The sequence below is a fragment of the Nitrosomonas ureae genome, from assembly GCF_001455205.1.
Taxonomy (GTDB): Bacteria; Pseudomonadota; Gammaproteobacteria; order Burkholderiales; family Nitrosomonadaceae; genus Nitrosomonas; species Nitrosomonas ureae.
Genome location: NZ_CP013341.1, coordinates 1,256,728 through 1,283,218 on the forward strand (window position 1 = coordinate 1,256,728; position 26,491 = coordinate 1,283,218).

The 26,491-nt window shown below is 47.7% G+C and carries 26 protein-coding genes; 9 read left to right on the plus strand and 17 right to left on the minus strand.

Annotated elements, in window-relative coordinates; all coding sequences use genetic code 11:
- Window positions 1-83: 83 nt before the first annotated feature.
- The 6 genes from recA to ATY38_RS05825 all read left to right on the plus strand — a co-directional run bounded on the left by recA (window position 84) and on the right by ATY38_RS05825 (window position 5,911).
- Window positions 84-1,118 carry a recombinase RecA gene (recA, locus tag ATY38_RS05800; protein ID WP_062558477.1) on the plus strand — a complete coding sequence of 345 codons (1,035 nt, stop codon included), beginning with the start codon at window positions 84-86 and terminating at the stop codon, window positions 1,116-1,118.
- 5 nt (window positions 1,119-1,123) lie between these two features.
- On the plus strand, window positions 1,124-1,582 hold the full coding sequence (recX, locus tag ATY38_RS05805; RefSeq protein WP_074701413.1) for a recombination regulator RecX: 459 nt from the start codon (window positions 1,124-1,126) through the stop codon (window positions 1,580-1,582).
- 44 nt (window positions 1,583-1,626) lie between these two features.
- Window positions 1,627-1,944 carry a hypothetical protein gene (locus tag ATY38_RS05810; RefSeq protein ID WP_235590400.1) on the plus strand — a complete coding sequence of 106 codons (318 nt, stop codon included), beginning with the start codon at window positions 1,627-1,629 and terminating at the stop codon, window positions 1,942-1,944.
- On the plus strand, window positions 1,941-4,538 hold the full coding sequence (alaS, locus tag ATY38_RS05815; RefSeq protein WP_062558479.1) for an alanine--tRNA ligase: 2,598 nt from the start codon (window positions 1,941-1,943) through the stop codon (window positions 4,536-4,538). The genes ATY38_RS05810 and alaS overlap by 4 nt, the downstream gene beginning before the upstream one ends.
- A 256-nt stretch (window positions 4,539-4,794) precedes the next feature.
- Entirely contained in the window at window positions 4,795-4,983 is a 189-nt protein-coding gene (locus ATY38_RS05820) for a type II toxin-antitoxin system Phd/YefM family antitoxin (RefSeq protein ID WP_062558480.1), read from the plus strand.
- A 13-nt stretch (window positions 4,984-4,996) separates the two neighbouring features.
- Window positions 4,997-5,911 carry a hypothetical protein gene (locus ATY38_RS05825; RefSeq protein WP_062558481.1) on the plus strand — a complete coding sequence of 305 codons (915 nt, stop codon included), beginning with the start codon at window positions 4,997-4,999 and terminating at the stop codon, window positions 5,909-5,911.
- A 151-nt stretch (window positions 5,912-6,062) separates the two neighbouring features.
- On the opposite strand, the gene ATY38_RS05830 is transcribed toward ATY38_RS05825, so the two are convergent.
- Both ATY38_RS05830 and ATY38_RS05835 read right to left on the minus strand, forming a co-directional pair.
- Complete coding sequence (locus ATY38_RS05830; protein WP_062558482.1) at window positions 6,063-7,199, minus strand: PilT/PilU family type 4a pilus ATPase; 1,137 nt, start codon at window positions 7,197-7,199, stop codon at window positions 6,063-6,065.
- A 40-nt stretch (window positions 7,200-7,239) separates the two neighbouring features.
- On the minus strand, window positions 7,240-8,283 hold the full coding sequence (locus tag ATY38_RS05835) for a type IV pilus twitching motility protein PilT (RefSeq protein ID WP_062558483.1): 1,044 nt from the start codon (window positions 8,281-8,283) through the stop codon (window positions 7,240-7,242).
- A gap of 266 nt (window positions 8,284-8,549) precedes the next feature.
- Between ATY38_RS05835 and ATY38_RS05840 the strand changes: the two genes are divergently transcribed.
- Window positions 8,550-9,299 carry an IS5 family transposase gene (locus ATY38_RS05840; RefSeq protein WP_082632977.1) on the plus strand — a complete coding sequence of 250 codons (750 nt, stop codon included), beginning with the start codon at window positions 8,550-8,552 and terminating at the stop codon, window positions 9,297-9,299.
- 211 nt (window positions 9,300-9,510) lie between these two features.
- Here ATY38_RS05840 and sbcB read toward each other — a convergent pair whose 3' ends face one another.
- Window positions 9,511-10,947 carry an exodeoxyribonuclease I gene (gene sbcB, locus ATY38_RS05845; RefSeq protein WP_062558484.1) on the minus strand — a complete coding sequence of 479 codons (1,437 nt, stop codon included), beginning with the start codon at window positions 10,945-10,947 and terminating at the stop codon, window positions 9,511-9,513.
- A 115-nt stretch (window positions 10,948-11,062) separates the two neighbouring features.
- On the opposite strand from sbcB, the gene ATY38_RS05850 reads away from it, so the two are divergent.
- Entirely contained in the window at window positions 11,063-11,455 is a 393-nt protein-coding gene (locus tag ATY38_RS05850) for a RidA family protein (protein WP_062558485.1), read from the plus strand.
- An 89-nt stretch (window positions 11,456-11,544) separates the two neighbouring features.
- On the opposite strand, the gene ATY38_RS05855 is transcribed toward ATY38_RS05850, so the two are convergent.
- From ATY38_RS05855 to ATY38_RS05920, 14 genes are all read right to left on the minus strand, one after another.
- Window positions 11,545-12,462: a hypothetical protein gene (locus ATY38_RS05855; protein WP_062558486.1), complete on the minus strand. Its 918-nt coding sequence runs from the start codon at window positions 12,460-12,462 to the stop codon at window positions 11,545-11,547.
- Window positions 12,463-12,498: 36 nt separating this feature from the next.
- On the minus strand, window positions 12,499-12,882 hold the full coding sequence (locus ATY38_RS05860) for a type II secretion system protein (RefSeq protein ID WP_062560116.1): 384 nt from the start codon (window positions 12,880-12,882) through the stop codon (window positions 12,499-12,501).
- Window positions 12,883-12,890: 8 nt separating this feature from the next.
- Entirely contained in the window at window positions 12,891-13,403 is a 513-nt protein-coding gene (locus ATY38_RS05865) for a type IV pilin protein (protein WP_097105080.1), read from the minus strand.
- 5 nt (window positions 13,404-13,408) lie between these two features.
- The gene (locus ATY38_RS05870; protein ID WP_062558487.1) at window positions 13,409-15,709 is read right to left on the minus strand and encodes a secretin and TonB N-terminal domain-containing protein; all 2,301 of its coding nucleotides are present in this window, start codon (window positions 15,707-15,709) and stop codon (window positions 13,409-13,411) included.
- Entirely contained in the window at window positions 15,709-16,275 is a 567-nt protein-coding gene (locus ATY38_RS05875; protein WP_062558488.1) for a hypothetical protein, read from the minus strand. Before ATY38_RS05875 ends, ATY38_RS05870 begins: the two co-directional genes overlap by 1 nt.
- A 4-nt stretch (window positions 16,276-16,279) precedes the next feature.
- Window positions 16,280-16,831, minus strand: coding sequence for a hypothetical protein (locus ATY38_RS05880; protein ID WP_062558489.1), 552 nt, complete (start codon window positions 16,829-16,831; stop codon window positions 16,280-16,282).
- A 35-nt stretch (window positions 16,832-16,866) separates the two neighbouring features.
- On the minus strand, window positions 16,867-17,415 hold the full coding sequence (locus ATY38_RS05885) for a PilN domain-containing protein (protein WP_062558490.1): 549 nt from the start codon (window positions 17,413-17,415) through the stop codon (window positions 16,867-16,869).
- A complete protein-coding gene (locus ATY38_RS05890; RefSeq protein ID WP_062558491.1) occupies window positions 17,403-18,236 on the minus strand; it encodes a hypothetical protein in 834 nt (277 codons plus the stop codon). The genes ATY38_RS05885 and ATY38_RS05890 overlap by 13 nt, the downstream gene beginning before the upstream one ends.
- Window positions 18,217-19,905, minus strand: a complete 1,689-nt coding sequence (locus ATY38_RS05895) for a GspE/PulE family protein (RefSeq protein WP_062558492.1) — start codon at window positions 19,903-19,905, stop codon at window positions 18,217-18,219. The genes ATY38_RS05890 and ATY38_RS05895 overlap by 20 nt, the downstream gene beginning before the upstream one ends.
- Entirely contained in the window at window positions 19,905-21,089 is a 1,185-nt protein-coding gene (locus ATY38_RS05900) for a type II secretion system F family protein (RefSeq protein WP_062558493.1), read from the minus strand. Before ATY38_RS05900 ends, ATY38_RS05895 begins: the two co-directional genes overlap by 1 nt.
- A 9-nt stretch (window positions 21,090-21,098) precedes the next feature.
- A complete protein-coding gene (gene gspG, locus ATY38_RS05905) occupies window positions 21,099-21,533 on the minus strand; it encodes a type II secretion system major pseudopilin GspG (protein WP_062558494.1) in 435 nt (144 codons plus the stop codon).
- Window positions 21,534-21,673: 140 nt separating this feature from the next.
- Window positions 21,674-22,357 carry a zinc metallopeptidase gene (locus ATY38_RS05910; protein ID WP_062558495.1) on the minus strand — a complete coding sequence of 228 codons (684 nt, stop codon included), beginning with the start codon at window positions 22,355-22,357 and terminating at the stop codon, window positions 21,674-21,676.
- 276 nt (window positions 22,358-22,633) lie between these two features.
- Entirely contained in the window at window positions 22,634-24,040 is a 1,407-nt protein-coding gene (locus tag ATY38_RS05915) for a GTPase/DUF3482 domain-containing protein (protein ID WP_062558496.1), read from the minus strand.
- Between the two features lie 3 nt (window positions 24,041-24,043).
- Window positions 24,044-25,426 carry a DUF2868 domain-containing protein gene (locus tag ATY38_RS05920; RefSeq protein WP_062558497.1) on the minus strand — a complete coding sequence of 461 codons (1,383 nt, stop codon included), beginning with the start codon at window positions 25,424-25,426 and terminating at the stop codon, window positions 24,044-24,046.
- Between the two features lie 167 nt (window positions 25,427-25,593).
- Between ATY38_RS05920 and ATY38_RS05925 the strand changes: the two genes are divergently transcribed.
- Window positions 25,594-26,295, plus strand: coding sequence for a type 1 glutamine amidotransferase (locus tag ATY38_RS05925; RefSeq protein ID WP_062558498.1), 702 nt, complete (start codon window positions 25,594-25,596; stop codon window positions 26,293-26,295).
- Window positions 26,296-26,491 lie beyond the last annotated feature (196 nt).

The following is a 26,491-nucleotide window of genomic DNA, read 5'->3' on the forward strand; positions in this document are numbered from 1 at the left end:
TTAAACAATCTGTCATAACAAGTTACGTTGATACCAAATAGGTTATGCGATAATAATCCAATTGACTCTTAACAGGATAAATCATGGACGAAAATAGAAGTAAAGCGCTTGACGTTGCCCTGGCCCAAATCGAGAAACAGTTTGGTAAGGGTTCTATCATGCGGTTGGGCGCTAACGATGTCGCATATGATATACAGGTCGTATCAACCGGATCGCTGGGGCTTGATATTGCACTAGGCGTAGGGGGGCTGCCTCGCGGACGGATTGTCGAAATTTATGGGCCTGAATCTTCGGGAAAAACGACATTGACGCTGCAGGTTATCGCTGAAATGCAAAAGCTGGGCGGTACAGCGGCTTTTATTGATGCGGAGCACGCGTTGGATCCTCAATACGCACAAAAAATTGGCGTCAATGTGAAGGAATTGTTGATTTCCCAACCGGATAATGGTGAGCAGGCACTGGAGATCGCCGATATGCTGGTGCGTTCCGGTTCCGTCGATATTATCGTGATTGACTCCGTTGCCGCGCTTACGCCGCGGGCGGAAATCGAAGGTGACATGGGTGATCCGCAAATGGGGTTGCAGGCACGCCTAATGTCGCAAGCGCTGCGTAAATTAACGGCCAACATCAAGCGCAGCAATACGATGGTTATTTTTATCAACCAGATTCGCATGAAAATCGGTGTTATGTTCGGCAACCCTGAAACCACCACGGGTGGGAATGCGCTAAAATTTTACGCTTCGGTACGCCTGGATATCCGCCGCACCGGATCGATCAAAAAAGGTGACGAAACCATCGGCAATGAAACCCGCGTGAAAGTGGTCAAGAATAAAATTGCACCTCCCTTCAAACAAGCGGATTTTGATATTCTTTATGGCGAAGGCATTTCGCGCGAGAGCGAAATTATCGAACTGGGGGTATTGCATAAACTGATCGACAAAGCGGGAGCCTGGTACGCGTATAAAGGGGAGAAAATAGGGCAGGGCAAAGATAATGTGCGTGATTATCTGAAAGAACATAAGAATATCGCTGAAGAAATTGAACAGAAAATTCGATCAATTGTGGGCATTGCTAATCAGGCCAGTCCCGTGAAAGAGAAAATTGAGAAAGAGAAGTAAATTTTGTGAGCGCTCGTACTCCCTTGGAAATTCGCGCACTGCGCATGCTTGCCCGACGTGAGCATTCACGCCAGGAGTTGGAGCAAAAGCTTGCTGTGCATAGGGAATCCTGTGGAGCGGACGTGCTTGCAGAAGTGTTGGATGCGTTGGAACAACAGGGTTATCTGTCCGAGCAACGCGCGGTGGAACAGATAGCGCGTACTCGTCGAGCGCGCTTCGGAAGTCATCGAATCGTTCATGAACTCAAGGCAAAAGGAATAGATGCCCATTTGATTGACAATATTCTGCCGACACTCAAGGAAACCGAATTGGAAGCTGCGCTCAATATCTGGAGCAGGAAATTCGATCATCCGCCAGTTTCCAGGGAGGAACGCGGCAAACAGGTGCGGTTTATGATGAATAGGGGTTTTTCCATGGAAACCATACGACAAGTTCTTGCACAAGCGGGTGAGGCCAGCACATGAAGGGAAATTGGGGAAAGTTAATTCTTTTCTGGGCGATGCTGCTAATGAGTTTGCAAGTTCATGCCGGTGGGATCACGCTGATTCAGGAAATCAATGCCGCACCGGTTGACTTTGACGGCAAGGAAGTAAGATTAAAGGGCATACCCAAGGATCCCACGCGCTTGCCTTTTGTCAATTTGAAAATGTATGTGCTGGAAGACAGCAGCGGAGAAATTACAGTGTTGACCGAGTTTGATTTACCTAAAATGAACGAGGAAATCACTATCCGGGTTAGAGTCAAAAGTTTGGCGATCGTCAAAGGCGAAGCGGTGGGTTTGACAGTGACTGAATTGAAACGATATGAGCGGCAGCAGGAAATATGAAAAGCAGCGAAATAAGACAGAAGTTTCTCGAATTTTTTGAATCGCAAGGACATACCGTTGTTTCATCCAGCCCTTTGGTGCCGGGCAATGATCCGACGCTTTTGTTTACCAATGCGGGTATGGTGCAATTCAAGGATGTTTTTCTTGGTCAGGATAAGCGCCCTTATGTGCGGGCCGCCAGTTCGCAACGCTGCGTTCGTGCCGGCGGCAAGCATAATGACCTGGAGAATGTCGGTTATACGGCAAGGCATCATACTTTCTTCGAAATGCTCGGCAACTTTAGTTTTGGCGATTATTTCAAGCGTGACGCCATTCTGTTTGCCTGGGATTTTCTAACCCATACCCTCAACATTCCGCACGAGAAATTATGGGTTACTGTTTACGCTGAGGACGATGAAGCGGCCAGTATCTGGCTGAACGAAGTCGGCGTCGAACCATCCCGTGTGGTGCGGATTGCCACGATGGATAATTTCTGGCAAATGGGCGATACAGGTCCTTGCGGCCCTTGCTCCGAAATTTTTTATGACCACGGCCCGGATGTTCAAGGAGGCCCGCCGGGTTCTGCCGATGCCGACGGTGACCGCTACATTGAAATCTGGAATCTGGTATTCATGCAATACAACCGCGACAGCGCCGGCGTGTTGCATCCGTTGCCGAAGCCATCGGTCGATACCGGCATGGGGCTGGAGCGCATCTCTGCCGTGATGCAGCATGTGCACAGTAATTACGACATCGATCTGTTCCAGAGTCTGATCAAGGCAGCGGCGCGCGTGACCAACACCAGCAATCTTGACGATAACTCGCTCAAAGTCATTGCCGATCATATCCGCGCGTGTTCGTTTCTGATTACCGACGGCGTCATTCCGGGCAGCGAAGGCCGCGGTTATGTCTTGCGCCGCATCATTCGCCGCGCCATCCGGCATGGTTACAAGCTGGGGCAGAAACAACCCTTCTTTCATCAATTGGTGGAAAATTTGGATCAAGTGATGGGGCAAGCTTATCCTGAACTGACCGCTGCCAAGGCACGCGTAGCCGCCGTATTGCTGCAAGAAGAAGAGCGTTTCGCTGAGACCCTGGAAAACGGCATGCAAATTCTGGAAATCGCGCTTAGCCAGAATATCCAGGTATTGGATGGTGAAACTGCATTCCGCCTCTACGATACTTTCGGCTTTCCGATTGATCTGACGGCCGATATCGCACGAGAACGCGGTATTACCGTTGATTACGCAGGATTCGAGCAAGCCATGGCGCGTCAGCGTGAACAAGCGCGCGCCGCGAGCAAATTCACCCTGCAAGAAGGTATCGAATATTCGGGCAGTCAGACTACGTTCTATGGTTACGAGACACTGCAGCATGAAGGTCAAATATTGGCCCTCTACAAGCAAGGTAGTGCAGTGGATTCCATCGAGGCTGGGGATGAAGCCGTGGTGGTATTGGATCAAACGCCTTTTTACGCCGAATCGGGCGGTCAGGTCGGCGATTGCGGTGAATTGCTTGCCGCCAATGGCATCTTCGAAGTCACCGATACGCAGAAAATCCAGGCTGGCGTGTTTGGCCATAAGGGAAGGTTGCACAGCGGACGCCTGATGATCAAGAATACCGTGCAAGCGCGGGTCAATGCGCAGAACCGCATCAGCATCGCCAATAATCACTCCGCTACCCATTTGTTGCATGCCGCGCTACGCGAGGTATTGGGTACGCATGTGACGCAAAAAGGCTCACTGGTTGACGCCAATCGGACGCGCTTTGATTTTTCTCATAATGTGCCACTGACAGCGGATGATATCCGCGCAATCGAACGTCTGGTCAACGATCAGATCCGCAACAATTGTATCGTCGAAGCGGCCACGATGAAGTACGACGATGCGATCAAGCGCGGGGCGATGGCATTGTTCGGCGAGAAATATTCGGATGTGGTGCGCGTCATCGGCATGGGCGAATTTTCTACGGAATTATGCGGCGGCACACACGTCCCGCAAGTCGGCCAAATCGGCTTGTTTAAAATTGTTGCCGAATCCGGTGTTGCCGCCGGTATTCGCCGCGTCGAAGCGGTAACCGGAAAAGCGGCCATCGATTATGTGCAACAACGCGAAGCGCAACTGCTCGAAATCGCGCAGACTTTAAAAACCAATCCACAGGAAGTCACACAAAAAATTGCGCAGATCATTGATAACGTGCGCCAAACAGAAAGAGAACTGGCGCGCCTTAAAACCAAATTGGCCAGCTCACAAGGTGCCGACCTGGCTGCACAAGCGCAGGACATCCATGGTGTCAAAGTATTGGCCATCAATCTGGAAAATGCCGATGCTAAAACCCTGCGCGAAACGTTGGATCAACTGAAAGACAAACTCAAAACCTGCGCCATTGTACTCAGTACCGTTACGGATGGAAAAGTTACGCTGATCGCGGGTGTTAGCGCGGATCTAACGGATCGCATCAAAGCGGGCGAGCTGGTCAATTTCGTCGCGCAGCAGGTCGGTGGCAAAGGCGGCGGCAGAGCGGATATGGCCCAAGCGGGGGGCACGCAGCCGGGACAATTGCCTGCAGCGCTTGGGGGTGTGAGAGATTGGGCGGAAAGAAAATTCTCGAAGTGATCGCATGGTACCTAAGCCATGCGCAATATTCTCGATTCCAGGCTTAGCCCCTCGTTGTGGACAAGTTGCATTTGGTTCAGCACGCGACGGCTCAGATTTGCATTCACTATGATTCTCTATTTGGGGTTATTGTTTGGAAGAGCCAGAATTCTCGATTTTGGACTTGGTTTCACTTTATGCAATTAGAAATGGGTGTGGCAAGCTTGCAGCAAAATTTTATACTGCACAGAAATAATGTGCATTAATGAGGTTTGTGATGACATCAATCAACGTAACAGAATTGCAACAATATTTACCGAAATATCTCAAACAGGTACAGACAGGCGAGGAAGTCGCCATTATCCTACATGGAAAGCTATTGCCTGAGATCGTACCTGATCGTAAAGAAAGTGAATACGATGCGGCGCTTAAGCGTTCGTTCGATCCATCAAACCTGCCAAGCTAACCAGGAGAGTTGCATGCATCCAGTAATCCTCAAGTTCCATCGCTGTGTCGTGGCATTAGGGTTAGCAACCCTATTACCTATCTCGGCTCACGCTGATATCTTCAAGTGGATCCGCAACGAGGCGCTGCCCACCATAGCCGGCACACGGCCGGTGGAGATTAAGCCGTACATTTCGATCAGTTCTGGCTCGAACCAGATTCGCTTCGGTGAAGACTCAGCCATGATAAAGATAGGGCCTGTGACTGTGCAAACGGGCAAACTTAAATTACGCCTAGCTCAGGCCGGCTGCATCTACGCTACCGGTGGCGATGTGGCAACCTGCGCACCGGATGTCATTGACCGAGAGGCTCGGAATCTGTTCGAGCAGGTCGCGCGCGGCATTGAATCCAACAGTGATTTGCGCACGCGAAATCGTCCGATCGCCACACCAAGTGGCGGTCCCTTGAGGGTTGAAGATTTCAATGGAAACGAGATCCCCTGGGGTCCGCCGAATGTCTCGATTGGATTCGATTTCTCGAATCCTGGATCATCATCAGCGGCCAATCCGTCGCCCTCGGCCTTCCTTCATACCTTCGCTATCGCTCGGGGGATCGACGCGAGCAACCGAGCAACAATCGAGATTGTGGGTCGGGCCGACTTTGGTTTTATGGATGGCCAGAGAGGTGGGATATTGTGTTTGTTTGCGGACGAGAGGGGGAGGTACCTGCGCGATCGCAACGGCAGATACCGCGATCAGTATGGAATCGTCGCCTTGGGGAGCAGTACAGTCGTCAATCAAACTCCGACGTTGGTCTCAATTCAGCTGTCGATGCCCTGGTCTGAACTAGAATTGACAGACGACATCGACCCCTATTCTCCAAAGTTTGTCAAATGCCACATCACTGTGGACAACACGCCAATGCAGGAAACGGAATGGGTGCCGTTCTGATGGTCTGTGTGTACATTCTCCTGGGACTCAAAGGCATAATGAGGTCGTGTTTGCATTTGCGCACATACACATAGCGCCCAGTGGAGTTAGGTCACTAAAGAAGAATTAGACTATCGGAACAGACTCATACCACGAATTTCATGATATGTTCCTACGTAATTGCCAGATGTGCAATCCCTGAATTAAGATCATGAGTTTTAGCTTCGGCGCCTTCGAGTTTGATTTGCAGGCGCAATTCATTCATCGAGTCGGCATTGCGCAGCGCATCTTCATAACTGATCTTTCCGGCTTCATAGAGGTTAAACAATGCCATATCAAAGGTTTGCATGCCCATTTCGCGCGAGCTTTTCATGATGGTTTTGATTTCATGCACGTTGCCCTTAAAAATCAAATCCGAAATCAACGGTGAATTGAGCAGGACTTCGATAGCCGCGACTCTTCCTTTACTGTCTTTAGCCGGGATCAACCGTTGTGCCACCAATGAGCGCAGATTCAGCGATAAATCCATCAATAACTGTGCCCTGCGTTCTTCCGGGAAAAAATTAATGATACGATCGAGCGCCTGGTTTGCGCTGTTGGCATGCAATGTTCCCATGCAAAGGTGGCCGGTTTCGGCAAATGCAATGGCGTGTTCCATGGTTTCACGATCACGGATTTCGCCAATCAATATGACATCGGGCGCTTGCCGCAGTGTGTTTTTCAGCGCCGCTTCCCATGATTCGGTGTCGACACCCACTTCGCGTTGGGTGATGACACAGTTAATGTGCTCGTGAACATATTCAACCGGATCTTCAATGGTGATGATATGGCCATAGCTGTTCTTGTTGCGATGCCCGATCAATGCTGCCATTGATGTTGATTTTCCGGAACCTGTTCCGCCGACAAAAATCACCAGGCCGCGCTTGCTCATCACAACTTCCTTGAGCACTTGTGGCAGGGCCAAATCATCAAACTCGGGGATTTTGGTGGTGATCGTACGTAATACCATACCCACGCGTTGTTGCTGGACAAACGCATTAACACGGAAACGCCCGATTCCCGCTGGGTTAATTGCAAAATTGCATTCCTGCGAGGTTTTAAATTCGCCGACTTGTTTTTCATTCATGATCGCTTTGGCTAACATTTCGGTGTGCTGTGCAGTCAGGGATTGCTGAGAGACCGGCGTCATTTTTCCATCGATTTTGAATGCAGGCGGGAAACCGGCTGTAATAAACAAATCCGAGGCTTTCTTGCTCAGCATTAAGCGCAGTAAATCCGACATAAATTTTGCAGCTTGTTCTTTATTCACTGATTACTCCTGAAATTTTCAATCTACTCGCTTGATCCGATTAAACTCTGAAATTGTCCTTATTCATTGCTTGAGTTCTAGCCTCGGCGACGGATACGACATTGCGTTTTACCAGCTCGGTCAGGTTTTGATCCAGTGTTTGCATGCCTGAGTTCTGACCTGTTTGTATCGCCGAGTACATCTGCGCAACCTTACCCTCACGGATTAGATTTCTGATCGCCGGGGTACCAATCATAATTTCATGCGCGGCGACGCGCCCTTTGCCATCCTTTGTTTTTAGCAGTGCCTGCGAAATTACCGCGCGCAAGGATTCCGATAGCATCGCGCGAATCATTTCTTTTTCTTCCGCCGGAAACACGTCGATGACACGGTCGATGGTTTTGGCAGCCGAGCTGGTATGCAATGTACCAAATACCAAGTGACCGGTTTCGGCGGCGGTCATCGCCAAGCGGATGGTTTCAAGATCACGCAACTCACCCACCAGGATAATGTCGGGATCTTCACGTAATGCGGAACGCAATGCATTGGAGAAGCTTAATGTATCCCGTCCCACTTCGCGCTGATTGATCAGGCATTTTTTGCTCTCGTGCACAAATTCAATCGGATCTTCAAGTGTCAATATATGGCCATACTCATTTTCATTGATGTCATTGATCATTGCTGCCAGCGTAGTCGATTTTCCTGAACCGGTGGGACCTGTCACTAATACAACGCCGCGCGGTTGCTTGGCAATTTCAGCGAAAATCTTGGGTGCGCGTAAATCTTCCAGACTCAGCACCTTGGATGGAATCGTCCGCATGACCGCCGCTGCGCCGCGTTGTGTATTGAATGCATTCACGCGAAAACGGGCAAGATTCGGTATCGCGAAGGAAAAATCGCATTCCAGATGCTCTTCATAAAATTTGCGCTGACCATCATTCATAATGTCATATATCATCGCGTGGACATCTTTATGGCTCATTTCCGGCAAATTGATGCGACGGATGTCACCGTGCACCCGAATCATCGGTGACATGCCCGCAGATAAATGCAAATCGGAAGCGTTGTTTTTAACCACAAAAGCAAGTAGCTCAACAATATTCATTAGGTGTCCTCTGAGTGACGATGCGAAGTGTAACGGAATGCTCTGCAAGAACTGATTGTTTTGCCCTGTACAGATTTTCTTAAGAACGTGCTTCAATTGCCTGTCAATGCAATCAGTCATGAGTTCGTTCGTTGGTTAACGGACAATGCAGATAAAAAATTGAGAGAAAGAGCTAGGGTCTGTTGACGTTTTGAGATAAGTATTTAATAGATAGAAACAAACTCGTAATATTGGGGTTCCCATAGCACCAACAAAACGAGTTTGCGATGCCCCGATTGATGCTCAGTGATGAGTTCTGGTCGAAGCTGGAGAAGATTCTGCTTCAAGAAGCGATATATAACAAGCGCAATCTGCGCATGACAGTAGAAGGTATGCTGTATCGAATGCGGGTTGGCTGCCCGTGGCGAGACTTGCCTGAGGCATTTGGAAGCTGGAATTCCATCTACAAAAGATTCAATGCGTGGTCATTAAGCAGCAAATGGTTAAGGATTTTCAAGGCGTTGTCTATTGATCCGGATTGTGAATGGGAATTTATTGATGGCAGCTATGTTAAAGCGCACCAGCATAGTGCAGGCGCAGCGGACAAGGAACCACAGGCGATCGGGAAAAGCCGCGCAGGCAATACCACAAAGATTCACCTGGCGGTTGATAGTTATGGTTTACCAGCCGATTTTGAAATCACCGGTGGAGAAGTCAATGACTGTTCTATAGCACCTGATTTGATTGCCAAACTGCCTGACGCGAAAGCGATTGTTGCGGACAAAGGCTATGACAGCGAATGTATACGAGGACAGATAACGAAGAAAGGGGCTCGAGCTGTGATACCGAGAAAGCGCAACTCGTTGAAGGGCAACGCAGATATGGATTGGGGTTTGTATGGATACCGACATTTGGTGGAAAATGCTTTTGCCCGGCTAAAGCAGTATCGGGCAGTAGCGACACGATACGACAAACTGAAGAGAAATTTTGAGAGTATGGTAGCCATGGCATGTGGATATCTGTGGCTACCTATGTGAAATGTCAACAGACCCTAGCAAAGATTGATTTCAACATTCCTGGTTGGAATGGTTAGGAGGAAGATATTTGTTACTGTGTATCAACTGCTTGAGTGAATCCCAGAGGTAATTAATAAAATTGGGAGAATGCCTTGGGATGTCCTTGATATCTTATTTTCAAGAGCAGTAAAGAATAATTCGGGTTCAGCAAGAACGGGCCGGGTGATGGTTTTCATGAAGGTCGCAGCAAATCATTGCCCCAATCTTCTACTGCATCGAGTATTTGCTCAGCCTGTTTGTCGGTATTTCTTGCTTCGCGCAACAAAGCAATCAGTGTCGAAAATTCATCAAAAGTAATGCTGCCACCGCCATCTGCTTGCGTCAGGCGCTGTAGCCGCATCAATTCCCACCGTTCCGCTTCTGCGGGTTTTAATGTTTCCGGCCAGTTACGGGCACGGTAGCGGAACAGTAACTCGGGCAACCGCTTGTCATGAAAATTAAATTGCATTTCTCTCAGTTGCTTCGGGGATGCCGCTCGTATTTGCTCTAGTGATGCTGCATCCGCATTGTTCAGAAAACCATCGTACAAGGCTACATCGACGTCACCGGTAGATTCGAATGTGCGGCTGGTATAGGCCATAGCGACACGCTGGAAAAAATCAGGCATTGCGCATAATGTCTGCCAATGTCGGTGACATAGAGCCAGATCGAGCGCGATGCGTTCAGCAGCTTCATCATCCAAGGTGTTGCGTGGTGCCAGTGCCGGGCATTTGTTGATTTTTATCGATTTGACCGGCAGCCGCTGCATGCCTTCGGGCAAATCATCGTTCCGGGTAAACAGCAATCGGGCCAGATCGTCCGCATTCAGCGGCAGGAACATTTCGGGGTCATGGCGCAAGTCGTACACCAACACACTGTTATTGTTTCCCGGTTCAACGATCAATGGCATGACGAGCGATGTGCAACCGGTTTTAGCCGGGTACATGCGCGTGGTATGCAATACCGGGTTATGTGTGATTAAATCAAGTTGAGCCGCAGCCTTGTGTTTATCGCGCAGTTGCAATAACCAATCAAAAAGGCGTGGTTGTTGCATGCGCAACAGGCGCGCCAGGGCAATCGTGACACGCACATCGGACAAGGCATCATGCGCGGATTCATGCCAAATGCCATTGGCGGCGACCAGATCTTCCAGTTTGAAACTGGGTTGCCCGTCTTCATGTTGCGGCCAGGTGATACCGGCCGGGCGTAGCGCATATGTCATGCGTACCAGGTCAATGATATCCCAGCGTGAATTACGGTGTTGCCATTCGCGCGCATAGGGATCGTAGAAATTGCGATACAGGGTGAAGCGCGTCACTTCATCGTCAAACCGCAGTGAATTGTAACCAACGCCGCAAGTGCCCGGTTGCGCCAATTCAGCGTGGATACGTGCGATGAATTCTGGTTCCGGCAGTCCTTGCGCATCGGCCAGTTGCGGCGTAATGCCGGTGAGCAGACAGGCTTCCGGATGCGGCAGGAAATCCCGCGCCGGCTTGCAATAGATCATCAGCGGTTCGCCAATTTCATTTAGCGCTTCATCGGTGCGTATCCCGGCAAATTGCGCCGGACGATCGCGCCTGGGATCAGCACCAAATGTTTCGTAGTCATGCCAATAAAATGTCATCGTCATGGGTCAATACTCAGATTTGAAAGCACTGGTTCAAAACTCGTTTTACAATAACGCATTGCGCCATTATAGAGGCATCCTGCGCAAAATTTTCTCAATCAGATAAAAAGGACACACTATGGCACGTAAACTTATCAGCTCAGGTTCCACTTTTGAAAAAGAAATCGGTTATTCCCGCGCGGTAGTCGAAGGTGATTGGGTTTTGGTATCCGGTACAACCGGTTTCGATTACAGCAAAATGACTATTTCCGATGATCTCCTGGAGCAGGCGGAGCAATGCTTTAAGAATATCGAATCGGCATTGCAACAAGCAGGGGCGAGCATGAAAGATGTGGTGCGCGTTACGTATGTGTTCCCCAAAGCGGAAGATTTTGAGAAATGCTGGCCGGTTATGCGCAAGTATCTCGGAGATGTGAGGCCTTCGGCGATGATGCTGGCGGCCGGCTTATCCGATCCCCGCATGAAAATTGAAATTCAGGTAACGGCTTACCGCAAGGCGGGTACTGAATGATACGGGAATATATCTTGCGATATCCCTAAAAAGGGAAAAACTTGAATCAGTAAGAATTTCTATGAGTGAGCGCTTGTATCATCGTTGATCTATTGCGATCCAAAAGGTGAAGCGCCTTTAGCGGGTGCTGGAGAAGATGGTGAGGCGAAAGGCGAAGCCGATGACGATGAGCCCTGAGAGGATTGCGGTGAAAGAGGTGAGCCTTTTGCTGGTGCTGCCCCAGGGGCACTGGGTTGATTCTGCGGAGATGCCGCTCCTTTTGCGCCGGTGCCTTCTCCGGGTTTGTAGATGAATTTCCAATCTTGATAGGTTTTAGCTTCAGAGAACTTGGCGTAAACCTCGGGAAATTTATCTTTTTTTATGGGTTTCCTTTCCGAAAGACTATATACCCCGATAATTCTTTTTCCAATGTTAGAGCTCATCCCAGAGCTGGTAGTTGGTGCCGGATTATTGCCGGAAGTTTGACCGGTAGTTCCTGTCGTCGGATTAGCATTGGGGGCTAAACCGGAACCCGCTGCTGTTCCCGGATTTGCAGCGGTATTCGGATTATTCGAGGTTGCACTCGAACTCGAAGTTGCACCCATTCCTGACGCTGCGCCGGGATTCGTGGTTGAGCTGGGATTTGTCCCCGGTCTTTGGTTCGACGCGGCGTTGCTTTGCGATGTTGCGGCACCTGCCTGGGTATTGGCCGGAGTTTCTTCAATCAGACCCCAGTCCTCAGAGTTGGTGATCGGGTCCAGATAGATTTTGCGTATATGACGTTGAACGTTGATAGCGCGACTATCCTGCAGTAAGTCTTCCAATTTTTCCGGGTATTGCTTGGTCCCGGTATTATGGTATGACATGATGGCTTTGCGGAATTGTTCCCCAATAAACAGCAGTTCAGTTTCCTTATCGCGCTGGGATTTGGCTTGCCATACCTGCGCTGCTCCTGCCATGATAACGCCGGACAGGGCGACCGAAAATAATGCCCAGAGATAGACGAAACCATTTTCTAACCGGGACATTCTGATTTCCAAAAAAATTGACTGCGTGAGAACCGCTTACCATTCTTCATAGTATGTGCCGTCCTCCGCCTGGCCGGTATAGCCACTATGAACATCATAAACGCCTGATTCCGTTTCATTCTTGGGGGGCATGACAATCCAGGTTTGGTTGCTCTCGGTAAATGGATCTATTGGAACCTTGCGTAAATAGTGCTTGTCTACCAGCTCCTCCAGATCAATCGGATATTTTCCGGTATCGGAATAAAATTGATCGATTGCACTCCGCATAATGACGAGATCTTGTCGCAATACGGCTTCTTTGGCTTTGTCGAGTGAGCTGAAATAACGGGGAGCTACAAGACTCAATAACGTGGCAACGATAGCCATGACCACTAACAACTCGATCAAGGTAAATCCCCGCCATTTCAGATTTTCCGGCATACGATCGATCACCATTGCCGATAGGGAATGCCATTCATCCCGATGGCTTCCGAGCGTGAAAAAACATCAAAAACATCATCACCTTCTTTGGGACTATCCCATGGACTCTCATAGCTACGCTTTCCCCAGGTTTCTTCTGCCGGAGTCAATTGTATACCGTCAATTTCCAGTTCTGTAAACATAGGGTCTCGGGGTAAGCGGCGCAAAAAATAGATAATCTTCTTTTTGGGATCTTTGATATCCGGCACACCCATATAAAGCTCTTCAAGTCTGGGAGGATAGCCCGATTCATCAACTTTTTTGGCGATGCGCCCTTCGTCGGTAGCTAGTTTGTATGCATCAATTGCCGTGCGTATCTGCCGCAAGGCAACACGTAACTCTTGCTCCTTTTCCCGTTTGATCATGAGTTCCCGTAACGGCATCGCTGCTGTCGCCAGAATTCCCATGATGGCTACCACGATCATCAATTCAATCAGCGTGAAACCTTTGGATTTACGAAAAATCGTCAATGAACTCCGCATGAAAATTATTTAATATTTACAGTGGCTGTTGCAGGCAATGCCACATCAACGGATTCTCCAGTTTCCAGATCTTCGGCAGTGACATTCTGAATACTGATTTCCGTGATGCCAGGATTGGCTGCAATTACTTTAAATCGTACTTGCGTAGCCAGGCCGGTCGTTTGATCCCTGCCCAGCTTGATAGTGCGCGTGCCGGATTTATCCCCGCCGTCGAGCGCTTCCAGAACGCTGGCCTCATAATTTAACTGCAGCTCAGAATTAACCATCGGTTTTGCGCCGACCAGCCGCACATTGACCGAAAATTCCTTATCCAAACCAACCGTGGTCGGCGCTTGCATTGTCAGTGTCGGTGTTGTTGCTGCCACGTTGGCAAAAGGATTGGGAATATCCGATTCTTCCCGTGCCGCAGCAAAGGCATTTAAGCCTCTTCCAGCTGCTGCACCGGAACCTGTGCCGGTTGGTGCAATTGCCAGAGACTGCGCTGCAGTTTTTTGGATGACCACCGGTAATTTGCCTGCCTCGCTGGCGGTACCGAAGTGGTATTCGCTTTCCATATTGGCCGGCTTGGGAATATTGCGGATGATACGCGGTGTAATTAATAACACTACTTCCGTTTTTTTTCTGTCAACTCTTTGACCTGATGTCAATCGATCAAGGATTGGAATATTTAACAGTCCAGCTAAACCAGACACATCTCGCCTTTCGTCGTTCTGAATCAAACCGGCAATGACTTGGGTTTCTCCGTCTTTCAAGGTCAGCAAAGTTTCAGCGCTACGGTTTCCTACCACTGGAGCTCTTGGTGCGCTTGATGCACCAGCAGCTGATGGTCCCGTTTCAAAGCCCGTGATGTTACTTACTTCAAGTGTCACCTTCATAGTCACGTCATCATTCAAGCCAATACGTGGCTCCACATCCAATTTAATTCCAATATCAATAAACGTCGGGGTTGAGGTCACAATCGAGTTAATGCCTGGTTGAACATTGGCTGTAAACACAGGTTGTTTTGTACCAATATGGATTTTTGCTTTTTCACGATTACTAACCCGGATTCTGGGATTTGCCAGTATGTCGGCATTGGTAAGGCTTTGGGCAAAATCAATTACGGCTTGATTTGAAATTGTAAAGCTTTTAAGGCCTAGTGCTCCTGAACCAATCTGATTGAGATTAGCAGTTCCAGGAATTGCTCCTGCTCCTGCTGCCGTTAAGCCACTAAAAGTAACAGATTGAGGAAGTTTAGGGCCTAAAGTGAACAGATTGTTGCGGGTAATTTCAAGCACTGCAACATCCAACATGACTTCTGGTTCAGCCAGATCGTTTAATGAGACAAGTCGTTCTGTTAAACGAATGGCTTCGAGCGTATCACGCATGATAAACAAATTAAGCTGTTCATTGACATAGATATCCTTCGCTTTAACGATGCCTCTGACCATTGCGACCATTTGTTTCACATCCGTATATGCGACCTGAAAGCTGCGCACGACCAATTCCTGATAATCTTTCAATTTGGCCGGTGTGTTTGGATAAATCAATAATGAATTACTATTGAGTACCTTGTAAGCCAATTGATTAGTCGTCAGGATTAATTTGAGAATATCTTCAATGGTATTGTCACGCACAAAAATAGAAATCTTGCCGTCCTGTCGAATATCCTTGTCAAATACAAAGTTGATGCCGGCAGTACGCGACATAATTTCAAATACCGATTTCAAATCAGCATCCTTAAACTCCATCGATACCGATTTTTTAAAGGCGGATTCCAACGCCAAATCAGTTACCTCAGGGCGGGACAAATTCGCATTGATCTGAGCAATCAACTGTCGAGCATGCGATTGCTGGGGATTTTCCTGCAAAATAGCCCGGACCATTGTTTCCGCGCCTTTAAAATCATTACGTACCAATAATGCTCTTGCAGCATCTACCGCAGCAATGTGGCGACGCTCCAGCTTCACCGCATCAATACCTTCTTTTGCGCGTTCATGAAATGGATATAAATTCAGAACACGCTGATACTGCTGCTCAGCCTGATCCAAATCACCGGAAAAACGAAATCCATCAGCTTCCAGGAGTATTTTACTAATTACATCTTCGCGTAAACGGATCAACATTGTTCGAATTTCTTTATTGTCAGGTTCTTCGCGTTGTGCTTGTTCTAATTTTGCAAGCCCGTTCTCAAACTGGCCTTGAGCAATCAGCTTTTGCCCGTCATCAAACGCAGTGTTCCGGGTGCCGAAAGTTCGGTTATTGATTGCACATCCTGCGATAGATATGGACAAAATGATAAGGACAATCGTTTTCCAGCTTCTCATCAGAAAGTTCCTGCGATTTGATTGTTGATCGTAAGTGTTTGCTTGATATTCAGCGGCAAATAAGTCATCGTGATGGCAGTGTCATTGATCGAGTCGAGCCGGTAGGTATCATTAATTTTCCCGCCAATCTTGGTAATGAGATTCTCTCCGGATTGGGAAAGGAATACCCAGGTTTCATTGTCGGCAATCGCTTTACCGGCATATTTGAATTGTAAAGGCGGTGCGGTAGGGGCAGGGGGTACCATGGTTTTTGCGGCTTGCGCTATTTTAGCCGCTTGTTCTTCGGGATCATCAATAACGACGCGCTTCGGCGTCCAGTTTGTCGACATGAAAAGCTCACCGGCAAGCGGGCTGAATTTTCGCTGACCGAGCTTACTCACGTCCAATTGTGCAGCAGCGTTCGATTCGGTTCTTTTCGCTCTGTCCTGAGTCGCTCTGCCCGATTGCAGGGTCTCCGGAACATGGAGCTCAGGTTCATCGTCGACCTCGACCAAAGCCGCAGCGACCAATGTCGCCACCAGTATCCCTCCAATGATCATTTTGCGTTTCTTTTCCGCGGCATCCATTGTGTTATTTATTCATATAAAGATTAATTTCCAACCGTACTTCAAGCTTATCCATGGACGTATTCTCACGCTTCATGGCGATCGCCGAAATTGCCATGGCCGGTACGGCTTCCAGGGCGTCGGCAATAAAGGCGCGAATCTGGGAATATTTACCTCTTATCGGCAGAACCATCTCATAGCGCGCCAGACGGGCATCCTTTTCATTGATCAACCGATACTCGCTACTACTTAGCTCCACGCCTTGCTTCTTAGCTATTCGCACCAATTCACGAATCCAGAAGGGTGAAGAATCCACTTGCGGGAAAAAATCATAAAATACCTGTAACGCCTGATCGCCGCTCATTTTTTTTCCCGCCTCGGCGTCCCCGCCCTCGCTGGGATTATTTTTCGCTACTGCTTGCGCTTGCAGCATGACAGCTCGATCTTTGAGTTGTTGCAACTCTGTAGCTTGGGGCATCACGACCAAAAAATAATAAATGCCTGCTGCCAGCATCAAACCCATGCCGATCTTGCCCACATTGCCCAAGCGTTCCAGCTGCCAGCGCAACAATGGCATGAGCCGGTTCCACGATATTTGTGGTAGTTCTCTTTTTAAGTAGTTTGAATCCATTCGGCATTTAACAGAAAAATAATCGGACGCTGCGGATTTTCTTGTTTAATTTTGTAATTTAACAAATGCACATTCTCAAACACCAATTCCCGCTCCAGTGCTTCCACAAAATCCAGCAATTCGGCCATGCTTTTGGCTTCACCGCTCAAGCGCAAGCTGCGGTTGGTGAAATTGGGTTGTAATGATAGCAAGGCAATATCTTCGGTCGCCGCATGTTCGATCGAGTCAAACAACGTTTCCCAGGGCAAATTCAATTGATCCAGAATTGCATTGGCTTGCGCTATTTCTTTCTGGATTTCCTGGCTAAACTCACGGATACGGGATGTGGTTCGGGTGCGTGGAGAAGCCTTTTGTTGTTGCTGTTTCTCCATGCGTTCAACCCGGTTACTCCAGAAATTGATTTCTTCAACCTGATGGCGGAATTGAAAATATACCATCACGACAATCAGCAAACCAACCAGCAACAGCGCCAAATCAAGCTGAGGCGCGGATTGTTCCTGATAAGGAAATCTTAATCTCAGGCGGGACATTGATTAAGCTCGGAATGATCGGTTGGGGCGGATGGATAATGCGCCAAGGCTGATACTTTTCCTGCAGGAAGCGAAATGATACACCAGCCACTTTCCTGCGGTAAGGTTATTTCAGGATGTTCAGGTGCAAATAAATAAACAAACTCCGTTGTTTCCTTTGTCCCGGACCAAATGACCTCTTGATCCAATGCCGCCAGAAGATCGTCGGCGGCATTGTGTAAAATCCGTTGATTTCTAATATTTTGCCACTTGCCGTGATGAGTGATCGCGATACAAATGCGCCCGCTTTCAATGATCGCCAAATAGATTTTATCGCCTTTCAATTGTGCCTGCCAGCGATCATAAACCGATGCCAGATAGGGTTCTATGAGCTTAATCTTGCAGTCATGGCGCGAGATCATTTGCTCCAGTTGTATTATTAAATCGTGAGGCATCGCGGCACTAACCGCGCCATCGACAGGACTCCAATCGCTGATGCTGATTACCCAGGAATCAACCCGTTCGGCATAGACTTCGCGCATTCGGAATTCGGCATAAGACTTTACTTCTTCCGGAGTGGTAATTTCGTTTTGGGGTGGCAACGCTGCATAGCGCAGAAAATGATTGGATAGGATCACAGATACTTCCGTCCCAGCTGCTTCTGTCAAAACCTTTTCCAGTTGCTGCATTGCGGCATTCCAAATAGGAACACCCGCAGCAGGCTCGAAGAATGCTGTCGATTTGGCAACCTGAACAGGTTTTAGGCCGCGTTTCAAACGCACCCAGTCGAGTCGTTCTGGTGCCAGAAATATCTGAATCCGATCACGCCACAATCGTGACACGATTAGCCTCCTCCAAACTGGTTAATCCCTGTTTGACCATGTCCAATGCCGCTTCGCGCAGGAAACGGGTGCCGTTATCCCGCGCTGCTTCCTTGATACGCCGGATCGGCTCGTGAGCGACGATCAATTCACGAATTTCATCGTTCAGCAACAAAATTTCAGCAATGGCATTTCTACCGCGGAAGCCGCTGCCGCGGCATTGCCCGCAGCCCTTGCCGTTACGGAATTTATAATGACTTGCCTGATCCGGCGGAATGCCGGATTCCTCAATTACACTGTCCTCAGGACGTTCATCCACGGCACAGTGCGTACATAGCAAGCGCACTAATCTTTGCGCGACAATGCCGTTCAAGGCGGATACAAAGCTATAGGGATCTACACCCATATGTGAAAACCGCCCAATAACATCAAACACGTTGTTCGCATGCACCGTGGTAAACACCAAATGACCGGTCAATGCGGCCTGTATGGCAATTTGCGCAGTTTCAGCATCACGAATCTCTCCCACCATAATTTTGTCGGGATCATGCCGCAAAATTGAGCGCAAACCACGCGCGAATGTGAGCCCTTTTTTCTCATTAACAGGTATCTGCAAAACACCCGGAAGCTGATATTCAATCGGGTCTTCGATCGTGATGATTTTGTCATGACCTTTGTTCACTTCCGAAATCGCAGCATATAAAGACGTCGTCTTGCCGCTGCCGGTCGGGCCGGTAACCAGCAGCATGCCATAAGGTTCGGAGCTTAGGCGGCGAATACTCGCGATCGCTGCCTGATTAAAGCCCAGCTGGTTTAGGGTTAGGCCTTCAAGTTGATCGGATAACGCCTGACGATCGAGGATACGCAGTACTGCATCTTCTCCGAAAATGCTCGGCATGATGGAAACCCGGAAATCTATTTCCCGACCTTGAATAGAAATTTTAAACCGGCCATCTTGCGGCACCCGGCGTTCAGCAATATCCAGCTCGGACATCACTTTAATGCGGGAAATAACTTGCTCGGCCACGTCCGCACCTTGTATGGTGCCAATGGCTGTCAACACGCCGTCAATGCGATATTTAATCGACAACAAGCCCGGAGCCATCTCCAAGTGAATATCACTGGCTTGCGATTTGTGCGCATCATACAAGGTGGAGTGTACAAGACGTACTACTTTACTGGTACCCTCGTTAATGCTCTTCAACGATAAGTCTTCGATACCACTTTGTATCTTATCCAGCTCCGCCGATGACAGCACTTGATCCATAGCGCGCATGGTTTTTTCTTGCTGGGTGAAGAAAGCACTCAAATCGGCCGGATGTACCAAATACCATTCAACCGCCCGATCAAACCGCTCTTCCGCCCATGCCCGCAGCTTGCCGGAAAAAGGGTTGCTGATCGCGAATAAATAACTTTGACCGCTGTAGAATAATACACATTCATGCCGCATCGCTTCACTAAACGGTAAAATATCAAAAGCGGGTTGTAATGTATGAATCTCCTTCATCTCCAGAACGGGCATGCGCATCAATTGACCTAACTGCTGCATCAGTTCATCGGGTGTATAAGCGCTATCTTCTTCCAGGATCTGGATGACAGAAACACCTTGAGTTGCGGCTTTGCGGCGGATTTCTGCTAATTGATTGAGATCAATGGGTGGTTTGCTGTCAATATGTACTGACGCGTCCATTAATTGATGCTTCCAGCCAATTCAAAAATAGGCATATACATGAGAATGATAATGCCGCCGATTACAATACCGATAAATGCCATCAGCAGCGGCTCAATCAGCTTGGTTGTCCATTCCACCCAACGGGCTATCTCCTCATCATGAAAATTACCGATTCGTTCCATCATATCTCCCATTAGTCCGGTTCTTTCGCCGACACGGAGCATACGATTCCCCACTGCGGTCGTAAGACCTTCTTGTTCCATTGCGCTGGAGATTGTTTTGCCTTCACGGATATGCTTGGCAGCGGCAGCTACTTTGGGTCGGAAATGCGGTTGCAGCAATCCGCTGACCATCTCTAACGCTTGGGTGACAGGAATTCCGCCACGAAGCAACATGCCGAGTGTTTTATAGAAGCGGGCTAATTGATAAACCCGCATGTGTTCCCCAATCGCGGGAATGCGCCACAAAAGCTGCATGACTTTCGCCCAGAATGTTGGCCGGCTGACGCTATACCCTATTAGCACTATCAGCGCCATCGCAGCAATGGCCAATTCCCAACCGCGCTCATGAACAAATTGTCCCCACTTGATCAGTAACAACGACAACCATGGCAAATCGCTGCCCATGTCGTCATAAATGGCACTGAATTTGGGAACTACGAATACCATTAGAAAAATCGAGACAAGCAAGCCAACTACCAATAACAATACGGGATAAATGGATGCGCCCACCAGTTTCTTGCGGACAAAATCCATTTGTGTCTGATAAGTAATGAATCTTGTTAGAGCCTCAGCAAGATCGCCAGTCCGCTCGCTGGCACGAACAGTTGCAATGTATAACGGCGGAAACGCCTGCGGATAATCTTCCAATGCTTGTGAGAAGGTTATGCCTTCATACAGCCGATCCAGAATATTCTGAATAATTTTGCGATTACTGGCATCCTGTTCTTTCTCCAGCAAAGTTTCAATACTTTCTACCAGGCTCAGTCCTGCAGTTTGTAGTGAAAGTAACTCCTGGCTAAAATGCACTAATGGAAAATGAGTGCGCGATTTAAACGTAAAGCCGGAAAATCTGCGGCGTACGCTCAACACCATGCCGCCTTGTTCCATCACTTGCCGACGTACTTCCGCTTCACTGTTGGCTTCCAGTTCTAAATGTACGGTTCCTTGTCCGGAAATAACCGCTTTCACTTCAAAACGCATAAGGTCAATTTACCAGTTGGTGATATCGGCCGCCTCGCCATCGCCACCCGGTTGTCCGTCTCTGCCATATGAGAGCAAATCAAACTCGGCACGTTCGCCAGGATACTTGTAGACGTATGGGCGTCCCCAAGGGTCGGCTGGGGGTAATTTGGACAGATAGGGTCCTTGCCATCTGGGCTCATTGCTTGGACGATTCACCAATGACACCAAACCCAGCTCAGTCGCCGGATAGCTGCCTACATCCAAGCGATACTGATGCAATGCTTTTTCTAATGCGTCGATCTGTGCTTGCGCCATTTTGATTTCTGATTTACCGACTTGCGAAAAGTACTTCGGTCCAACATAAGCAGCCAACAAGCCAATAATAACCATTACAACAAGTAACTCGAGTAGCGTAAATCCACGCATATTGTTTGCTTTTTGTTGTTTAACCGAATACATCATGTTTTATCCTTTATCTGCTTTATGAACTAATAAGATTTTTAACATTAAACTTTTGCATATTATGTTGCTTATATGACAGGGTCAAGACGGGATTCGGCATTTCAATGTTGCAACGCCAGAAATCCTAATATCAACCCGTACTAGCGCCGTAAAATGGCCCACCATCGACCGATATTGAGTAGTGTCATTAATGAAGCCGAAACATATGTCCAGGCTGCTGCACGTAAAATCCTGCGTGCATGAGGTTCGTCCCCTTGTATCAAATACTTGCCTTGTTCCAACATTGGCATTGCCCGCGCGAAGCTGGCATGCAGTTCCATTGGAAGTGTTACCAAGTGTATAACCGTGGCCGTTCCCAGTGTTAGCAAGCCACCTGCAAAAAACAGGGCGCCTGTAACCGGCGCCCGTGTAATTACCGTGATGAGGGGCGCAATCATCAGAATGGCAGCACCTAATTTTTCAACCGGAGCAGCAATCTGAACCAGTCGTGTACGTAATTTTAATGGCAAATAACCATCCCGGTCCTGTATCGCATGTCCAACTTCGTGTGCTGCCACAGTAATTGCTGTCAACGATTTACCGTTAAATTTCTCAGGGGTTAGCCGAACTGTTTTTTCAATCGGATCATAATGATCACCTTGCTCAGTCATTTCAACCTTGACTGTTTGCAAGTTCGCCCAATCCAGCAATATGCGCGCCAACTCAGCACCAGTGCCTGGATAACGGTCTTCGGGGTAACTATACTTCGTCAGAGTGTGCTTAACCCAGTAGGAAGGCCCCAGAATGAGTATGGCAAAGGCAACAATAAATACTAAATAAAGCATAAAACTCAGATATTCGCATGAAAGATTGGTTCCGCTTGTAAAAAGCGCGTGGCATTAAAGCCACAAGATTACACACACTTCATAAATCCAAATAATGGATCAGACCAATCAAAAGGCGCTATTTATTCAAACCCCATCCATTTTATCTGCTGGATTTGCATAAAAATGCAAAAAGCATTCTAAAATGACTAAAACATAACTAAGAAAATACTGAGTTTCGCTGTAAAATAAAATCCTTCTCTACAACCTATTATAAGTTATCTTCATTTCTAAAAATTACTTCTCATCCAGCAATTCGCCTATCAGCCTAGTTTCTATCTGTTGATATTGCGGATTACCGTTGCGCGTGGCGGAATGTTCTTGCCAGCTTGGATTCTGACGTAAGGTGCTGATCAGTTTGCTCCAATCGTTAGGTAATTTTTCGTCATCAGCTTTATCCACTTGCAGGGTATCCTGTGCCGCATGACCACGATGCATGAGCTTTTTCAATAAGTGTTTCTGACGTAAGTACAATACTTGTAAAGTGGTTTCGTCAGCGCACTGCCACTTGGTGCCTTTGACAGTTGCTTTGATTTCATCACCATAACGCTTGAAAGTCGACCAACCGGCACCAGCGATGGCGCCCAAAGCGCTGGCTGCTCCCAGGCTCATACCACCAACCATCAGATCAATTCCGACACCTGCTGCAGCGCCCTTAGCTGCGGCGCTTCCAACATCCAATCCATATGTTTTAAGTATACCGGGTGCGAAAATATCCAGTTGCCATTGCCCATTGCTGACGGGAATGTTCTGAATTTCAACATCCTTTTCCGAGAAATTGAAAATCGCCAATAAATCATGCAAACAATGTTGTTCAGCTTTACGAACAAAATCGTGCAAACGGTTTTCAATCAATGAATCTGCAATTAAATTGTTTTTAGTCGCCTTGCTCTCGCGATAGCAGGCGACATTTGCAATCAACTCAGCAATTCGCTTGGCGCCCGATAAACAAAGCTGATTCCATAATGTGGCGCGATAATCAATCAGCTTCTGCAATCTATCATAGTGAGATTCCAGTAAGGTCTGCATTTTCTGATACAAACGTTTTTCAGCGTCAAAGGTAAATGCTACCGTATCGAATTCAAGCGTTGCATGCATATGAAAAGCAGTCAAATGTTGGCGCCATTTCGTTAGTTCCTGATCATGCCCGGCAATAAAGTTAAACACTGGAATAATTGGTTTACCCGACTGCGTGAGAATTTCCAGTTCCAGGCGGTATTTCTCCAGGAAAGGTTCGCGTACATCGATAATGTATAAAAGAATATCGCTGCGTAACACTTGGCGGATAACCTTTGCTTCTTGTTCCAAGGGATCGCTGACAGAGATATCTGTTACAAACTGCTCCAATATTTGTATCGGTGGCGATAATTTTGATCGGGCCTGTAGCTTTTTGATCTGCGCAAATAAAGCCCTGGAATCCTCCAGACCGGGCGTATCATACAAATTAAGAATTGGTTCGTTGTTAGCGCTAATTGTCGCCTGCTCAACATGTCGCGTGGTACCTGCGGCATCTTCAATAATGCCGAACTCCGTGCTGCGCAGCATGGTGCGGATCAGTGATGTTTTGCCGGTATTGGTATGCCCTACAACAGCAATATTCAGCAATAACGGGGTATTCAGGCTATTGGGTTTCTTGACCATCATGATTTATCGGGTAATGACATGCTCCGCCGGAATACCGCAGGCTTCTGCCAAGCGAAACCAGGCAAATTCACGCGCACTGGTAACGGGTGTTGAAGGTTTGCTCAACAAAATTAACCAAGGTTTGGTATTGCTGCTATCAACCAATTCTTTAATCATGCGCTGTATGCCGCGATCCGGCAGACGATGCGCTGCGACGCCTAGCAAAACTGGAGTTTTCATGTTATTGATCAGTGCAATCGCTGCATCGTGAGATTCCTGATCGATAATATTTAACCGACAAACCACACGCTCAGGCCAAGATGTTGCGGTATCCAGCTCGATGCCAAAAGCTTGTGCATTGGCTGGAATGGAGACATGCTCAGGCGGACGGGCTATGTCAACAGGTTTGACGTCTGCTTGCGGATCGGCATCGATAATTTCTGCTTTAACATTGCGTCCCATCAAATGCTGACGTAGCTCAATATAATAGGGTAGATATAAATCCAGCTTAAACCGGTATTCACTCCATTTCTGCATGATCCAGGAAATGCCGAGCAGTAACAATCGTGGAAATATACCGTAAACTATCAAGCTGCCAATCAAAAAAGTGGCCCAAGCCATTCGTGTTTCCGCATCCTGTTTGCTTGTTCCTATCCTGCTTGCAACTGTTTGTGGATCATCCGGTATTTTTAAGCCGACAGCCTCCAAGGGCGAACCCAGAATTTGGGTTAACTTAGGTAAAGTGCCATCCGGCAATAATGTTGTACCCCAGATAAAATTGTATTGCTTGGCGAGCATGAGCAATATCAATAACACTAATCCGGCTGTTAAGTAGCTCAGCCAGAGTTGGTGCGTTAGCACACTGATACGCCATTTGCCTACATTTCCCGTTAAGCAGCTCTCACACCACGCGTGCGATGCTGACGATGTAATTGTGGGGTCGTGTTTGTGCCTGTAAGGCAGCCAACGGGTTAGGTGCGCTATGATGCCACCACTTAAACTCTGTAAATTCAAGGTAATGCCAGATACCCATAGTAATAGGGAAATTAGATTAAACCCCAGTAGCACCGCAAGTAACCAGTAAATATTCAGCGTGGAAGACTCGCTTACCGCCTGGCTTGCTGCCAAACCACCCAGGATCATCGCTATGATCAAACCTATTCGGCGTGTACGAATAAACTGTTGATTCGGCTGTCGTAGCTTATCTCCCAGCGCATTCTCGTAAATCAAGTGATTGGCACGAATTTTCAATCGATGGATAAATTCAGGATAACTAAAATCACTGCCTGTAGAGTCGGGCATATTCTTGATGCTGGCATAAGATATCTCCTCTCCTTTGATTGATTCGATTTTGCGTAATTGCTCAATTCGCACCAGATCAGAAAACGTATATTTTTTTACTGACATTGCGCGATCAATTCCAGACAAATAAAATAATCAAAAGGTTGTGGTTTATAGCGAACGAAAGATTCACAAGTATTCAAAAAATTAACCTAAATTTTCAGCAAAAAAATTGCTGAAAAACAAGCTAAAATTGATCATCGCATCATTCAAAATAATGGCAGGAAAATTCCATGAAGCCGGTTGCAATTTTTAGACATTTACCCATCGAAGGGCCAGGCTATTTTGCCACATTTCTCGACAACAATCATATTCCTTGGCGCTTAATTAAAATTGACGCGGGTGAGAAACCACCAAACAGCATCGCTGAATTCAGCGGCTTAGTATTTATGGGTGGGCCCATGAGCGTCAACGATGATTTACCCTGGATCAAATTGTCGCTGTCATTGATTCGCCAAGCAGTTACCGAAGATATGCCGGTATTGGGTCATTGTTTGGGGGGGCAATTGATGGCCAAGGCGCTGGGAGGCATTGTCAAAGCCAATCCGGTAAAGGAAATGGGGTGGGGTGAAGTCACCGTGCCAGATCATCCCATTGCGCGGGAATGGTTCGGTGATCTAACCACTTTTAACTCTTTTCATTGGCATGGTGAAGCTTTCAGCCTACCCCAAGGTGCTACGTGCATCTTATCCAGTCAATATTGTGAAAATCAAGCTTTTGCGCTCGGCATGCATTTGGGCATGCAGTGCCATGTCGAAATGACGGAGCGTTTAGTGCGAGACTGGTGCAGCGTGGCTGCAGAAGAGCTTGCCAGCTTAAATGAAGCATCAGTGCAGTCAATAGATGAAATTGAAAAAAACTTGCCTGAGCGAGTGACGGCATTAAATTCGGTAGCTGACCGGCTGTACAAAAAATGGATTGACCATTTGAAATGATTTGTGAAGATTGTTTGTTATCAAGTCATTCCCGAAAGATTTGTACTTTTAATCAATCGATAAAGCGTCACGTACTTAATGGTGATCCGACAACGATTTGCTGCCATTCATTTTTCTGTTGCTTTCTATCCGCTATCTGCGTTTCAATAGGTAGTGTTACTATACGGGCTTTAATAATAATTTTCGAAGGATTGGT

Bases quoted from the DNA above. Each gene is read 5' to 3' on its own strand.
- ATY38_RS05855 (WP_062558486.1), bottom strand. From the start codon at position 12,462: ATGTCCCGGTTAGAAAATGGTTTCGTCTATCTCTGGGCATTATTTTCG.
- ATY38_RS05840 (WP_082632977.1), top strand. From the start codon at position 8,550: ATGCCCCGATTGATGCTCAGTGATGAGTTCTGGTCGAAGCTGGAGAAG.
- ATY38_RS05820 (WP_062558480.1), top strand. From the start codon at position 4,795: ATGACATCAATCAACGTAACAGAATTGCAACAATATTTACCGAAATAT.
- ATY38_RS05885 (WP_062558490.1), bottom strand. From the start codon at position 17,415: ATGTCCCGCCTGAGATTAAGATTTCCTTATCAGGAACAATCCGCGCCT.
- recA (WP_062558477.1), top strand. From the start codon at position 84: ATGGACGAAAATAGAAGTAAAGCGCTTGACGTTGCCCTGGCCCAAATC.
- ATY38_RS05825 (WP_062558481.1), top strand. From the start codon at position 4,997: ATGCATCCAGTAATCCTCAAGTTCCATCGCTGTGTCGTGGCATTAGGG.
- ATY38_RS05925 (WP_062558498.1), top strand. From the start codon at position 25,594: ATGAAGCCGGTTGCAATTTTTAGACATTTACCCATCGAAGGGCCAGGC.
- ATY38_RS05910 (WP_062558495.1), bottom strand. From the start codon at position 22,357: ATGCTTTATTTAGTATTTATTGTTGCCTTTGCCATACTCATTCTGGGG.
- ATY38_RS05880 (WP_062558489.1), bottom strand. From the start codon at position 16,831: ATGCCATTGTTGCGCTGGCAGCTGGAACGCTTGGGCAATGTGGGCAAG.
- ATY38_RS05895 (WP_062558492.1), bottom strand. From the start codon at position 19,905: ATGGACGCGTCAGTACATATTGACAGCAAACCACCCATTGATCTCAAT.
- ATY38_RS05810 (WP_235590400.1), top strand. From the start codon at position 1,627: ATGAGTTTGCAAGTTCATGCCGGTGGGATCACGCTGATTCAGGAAATC.
- ATY38_RS05900 (WP_062558493.1), bottom strand. From the start codon at position 21,089: ATGCGTTTTGAAGTGAAAGCGGTTATTTCCGGACAAGGAACCGTACAT.
- ATY38_RS05870 (WP_062558487.1), bottom strand. From the start codon at position 15,709: ATGAGAAGCTGGAAAACGATTGTCCTTATCATTTTGTCCATATCTATC.
- ATY38_RS05850 (WP_062558485.1), top strand. From the start codon at position 11,063: ATGGCACGTAAACTTATCAGCTCAGGTTCCACTTTTGAAAAAGAAATC.
- gspG (WP_062558494.1), bottom strand. From the start codon at position 21,533: ATGATGTATTCGGTTAAACAACAAAAAGCAAACAATATGCGTGGATTT.
- ATY38_RS05920 (WP_062558497.1), bottom strand. From the start codon at position 25,426: ATGTCAGTAAAAAAATATACGTTTTCTGATCTGGTGCGAATTGAGCAA.
- sbcB (WP_062558484.1), bottom strand. From the start codon at position 10,947: ATGACGATGACATTTTATTGGCATGACTACGAAACATTTGGTGCTGAT.
- ATY38_RS05875 (WP_062558488.1), bottom strand. From the start codon at position 16,275: ATGGATGCCGCGGAAAAGAAACGCAAAATGATCATTGGAGGGATACTG.
- alaS (WP_062558479.1), top strand. From the start codon at position 1,941: ATGAAAAGCAGCGAAATAAGACAGAAGTTTCTCGAATTTTTTGAATCG.
- ATY38_RS05865 (WP_097105080.1), bottom strand. From the start codon at position 13,403: ATGCGGAGTTCATTGACGATTTTTCGTAAATCCAAAGGTTTCACGCTG.
- ATY38_RS05915 (WP_062558496.1), bottom strand. From the start codon at position 24,040: ATGATGGTCAAGAAACCCAATAGCCTGAATACCCCGTTATTGCTGAAT.
- ATY38_RS05860 (WP_062560116.1), bottom strand. From the start codon at position 12,882: ATGCCGGAAAATCTGAAATGGCGGGGATTTACCTTGATCGAGTTGTTA.
- ATY38_RS05835 (WP_062558483.1), bottom strand. From the start codon at position 8,283: ATGAATATTGTTGAGCTACTTGCTTTTGTGGTTAAAAACAACGCTTCC.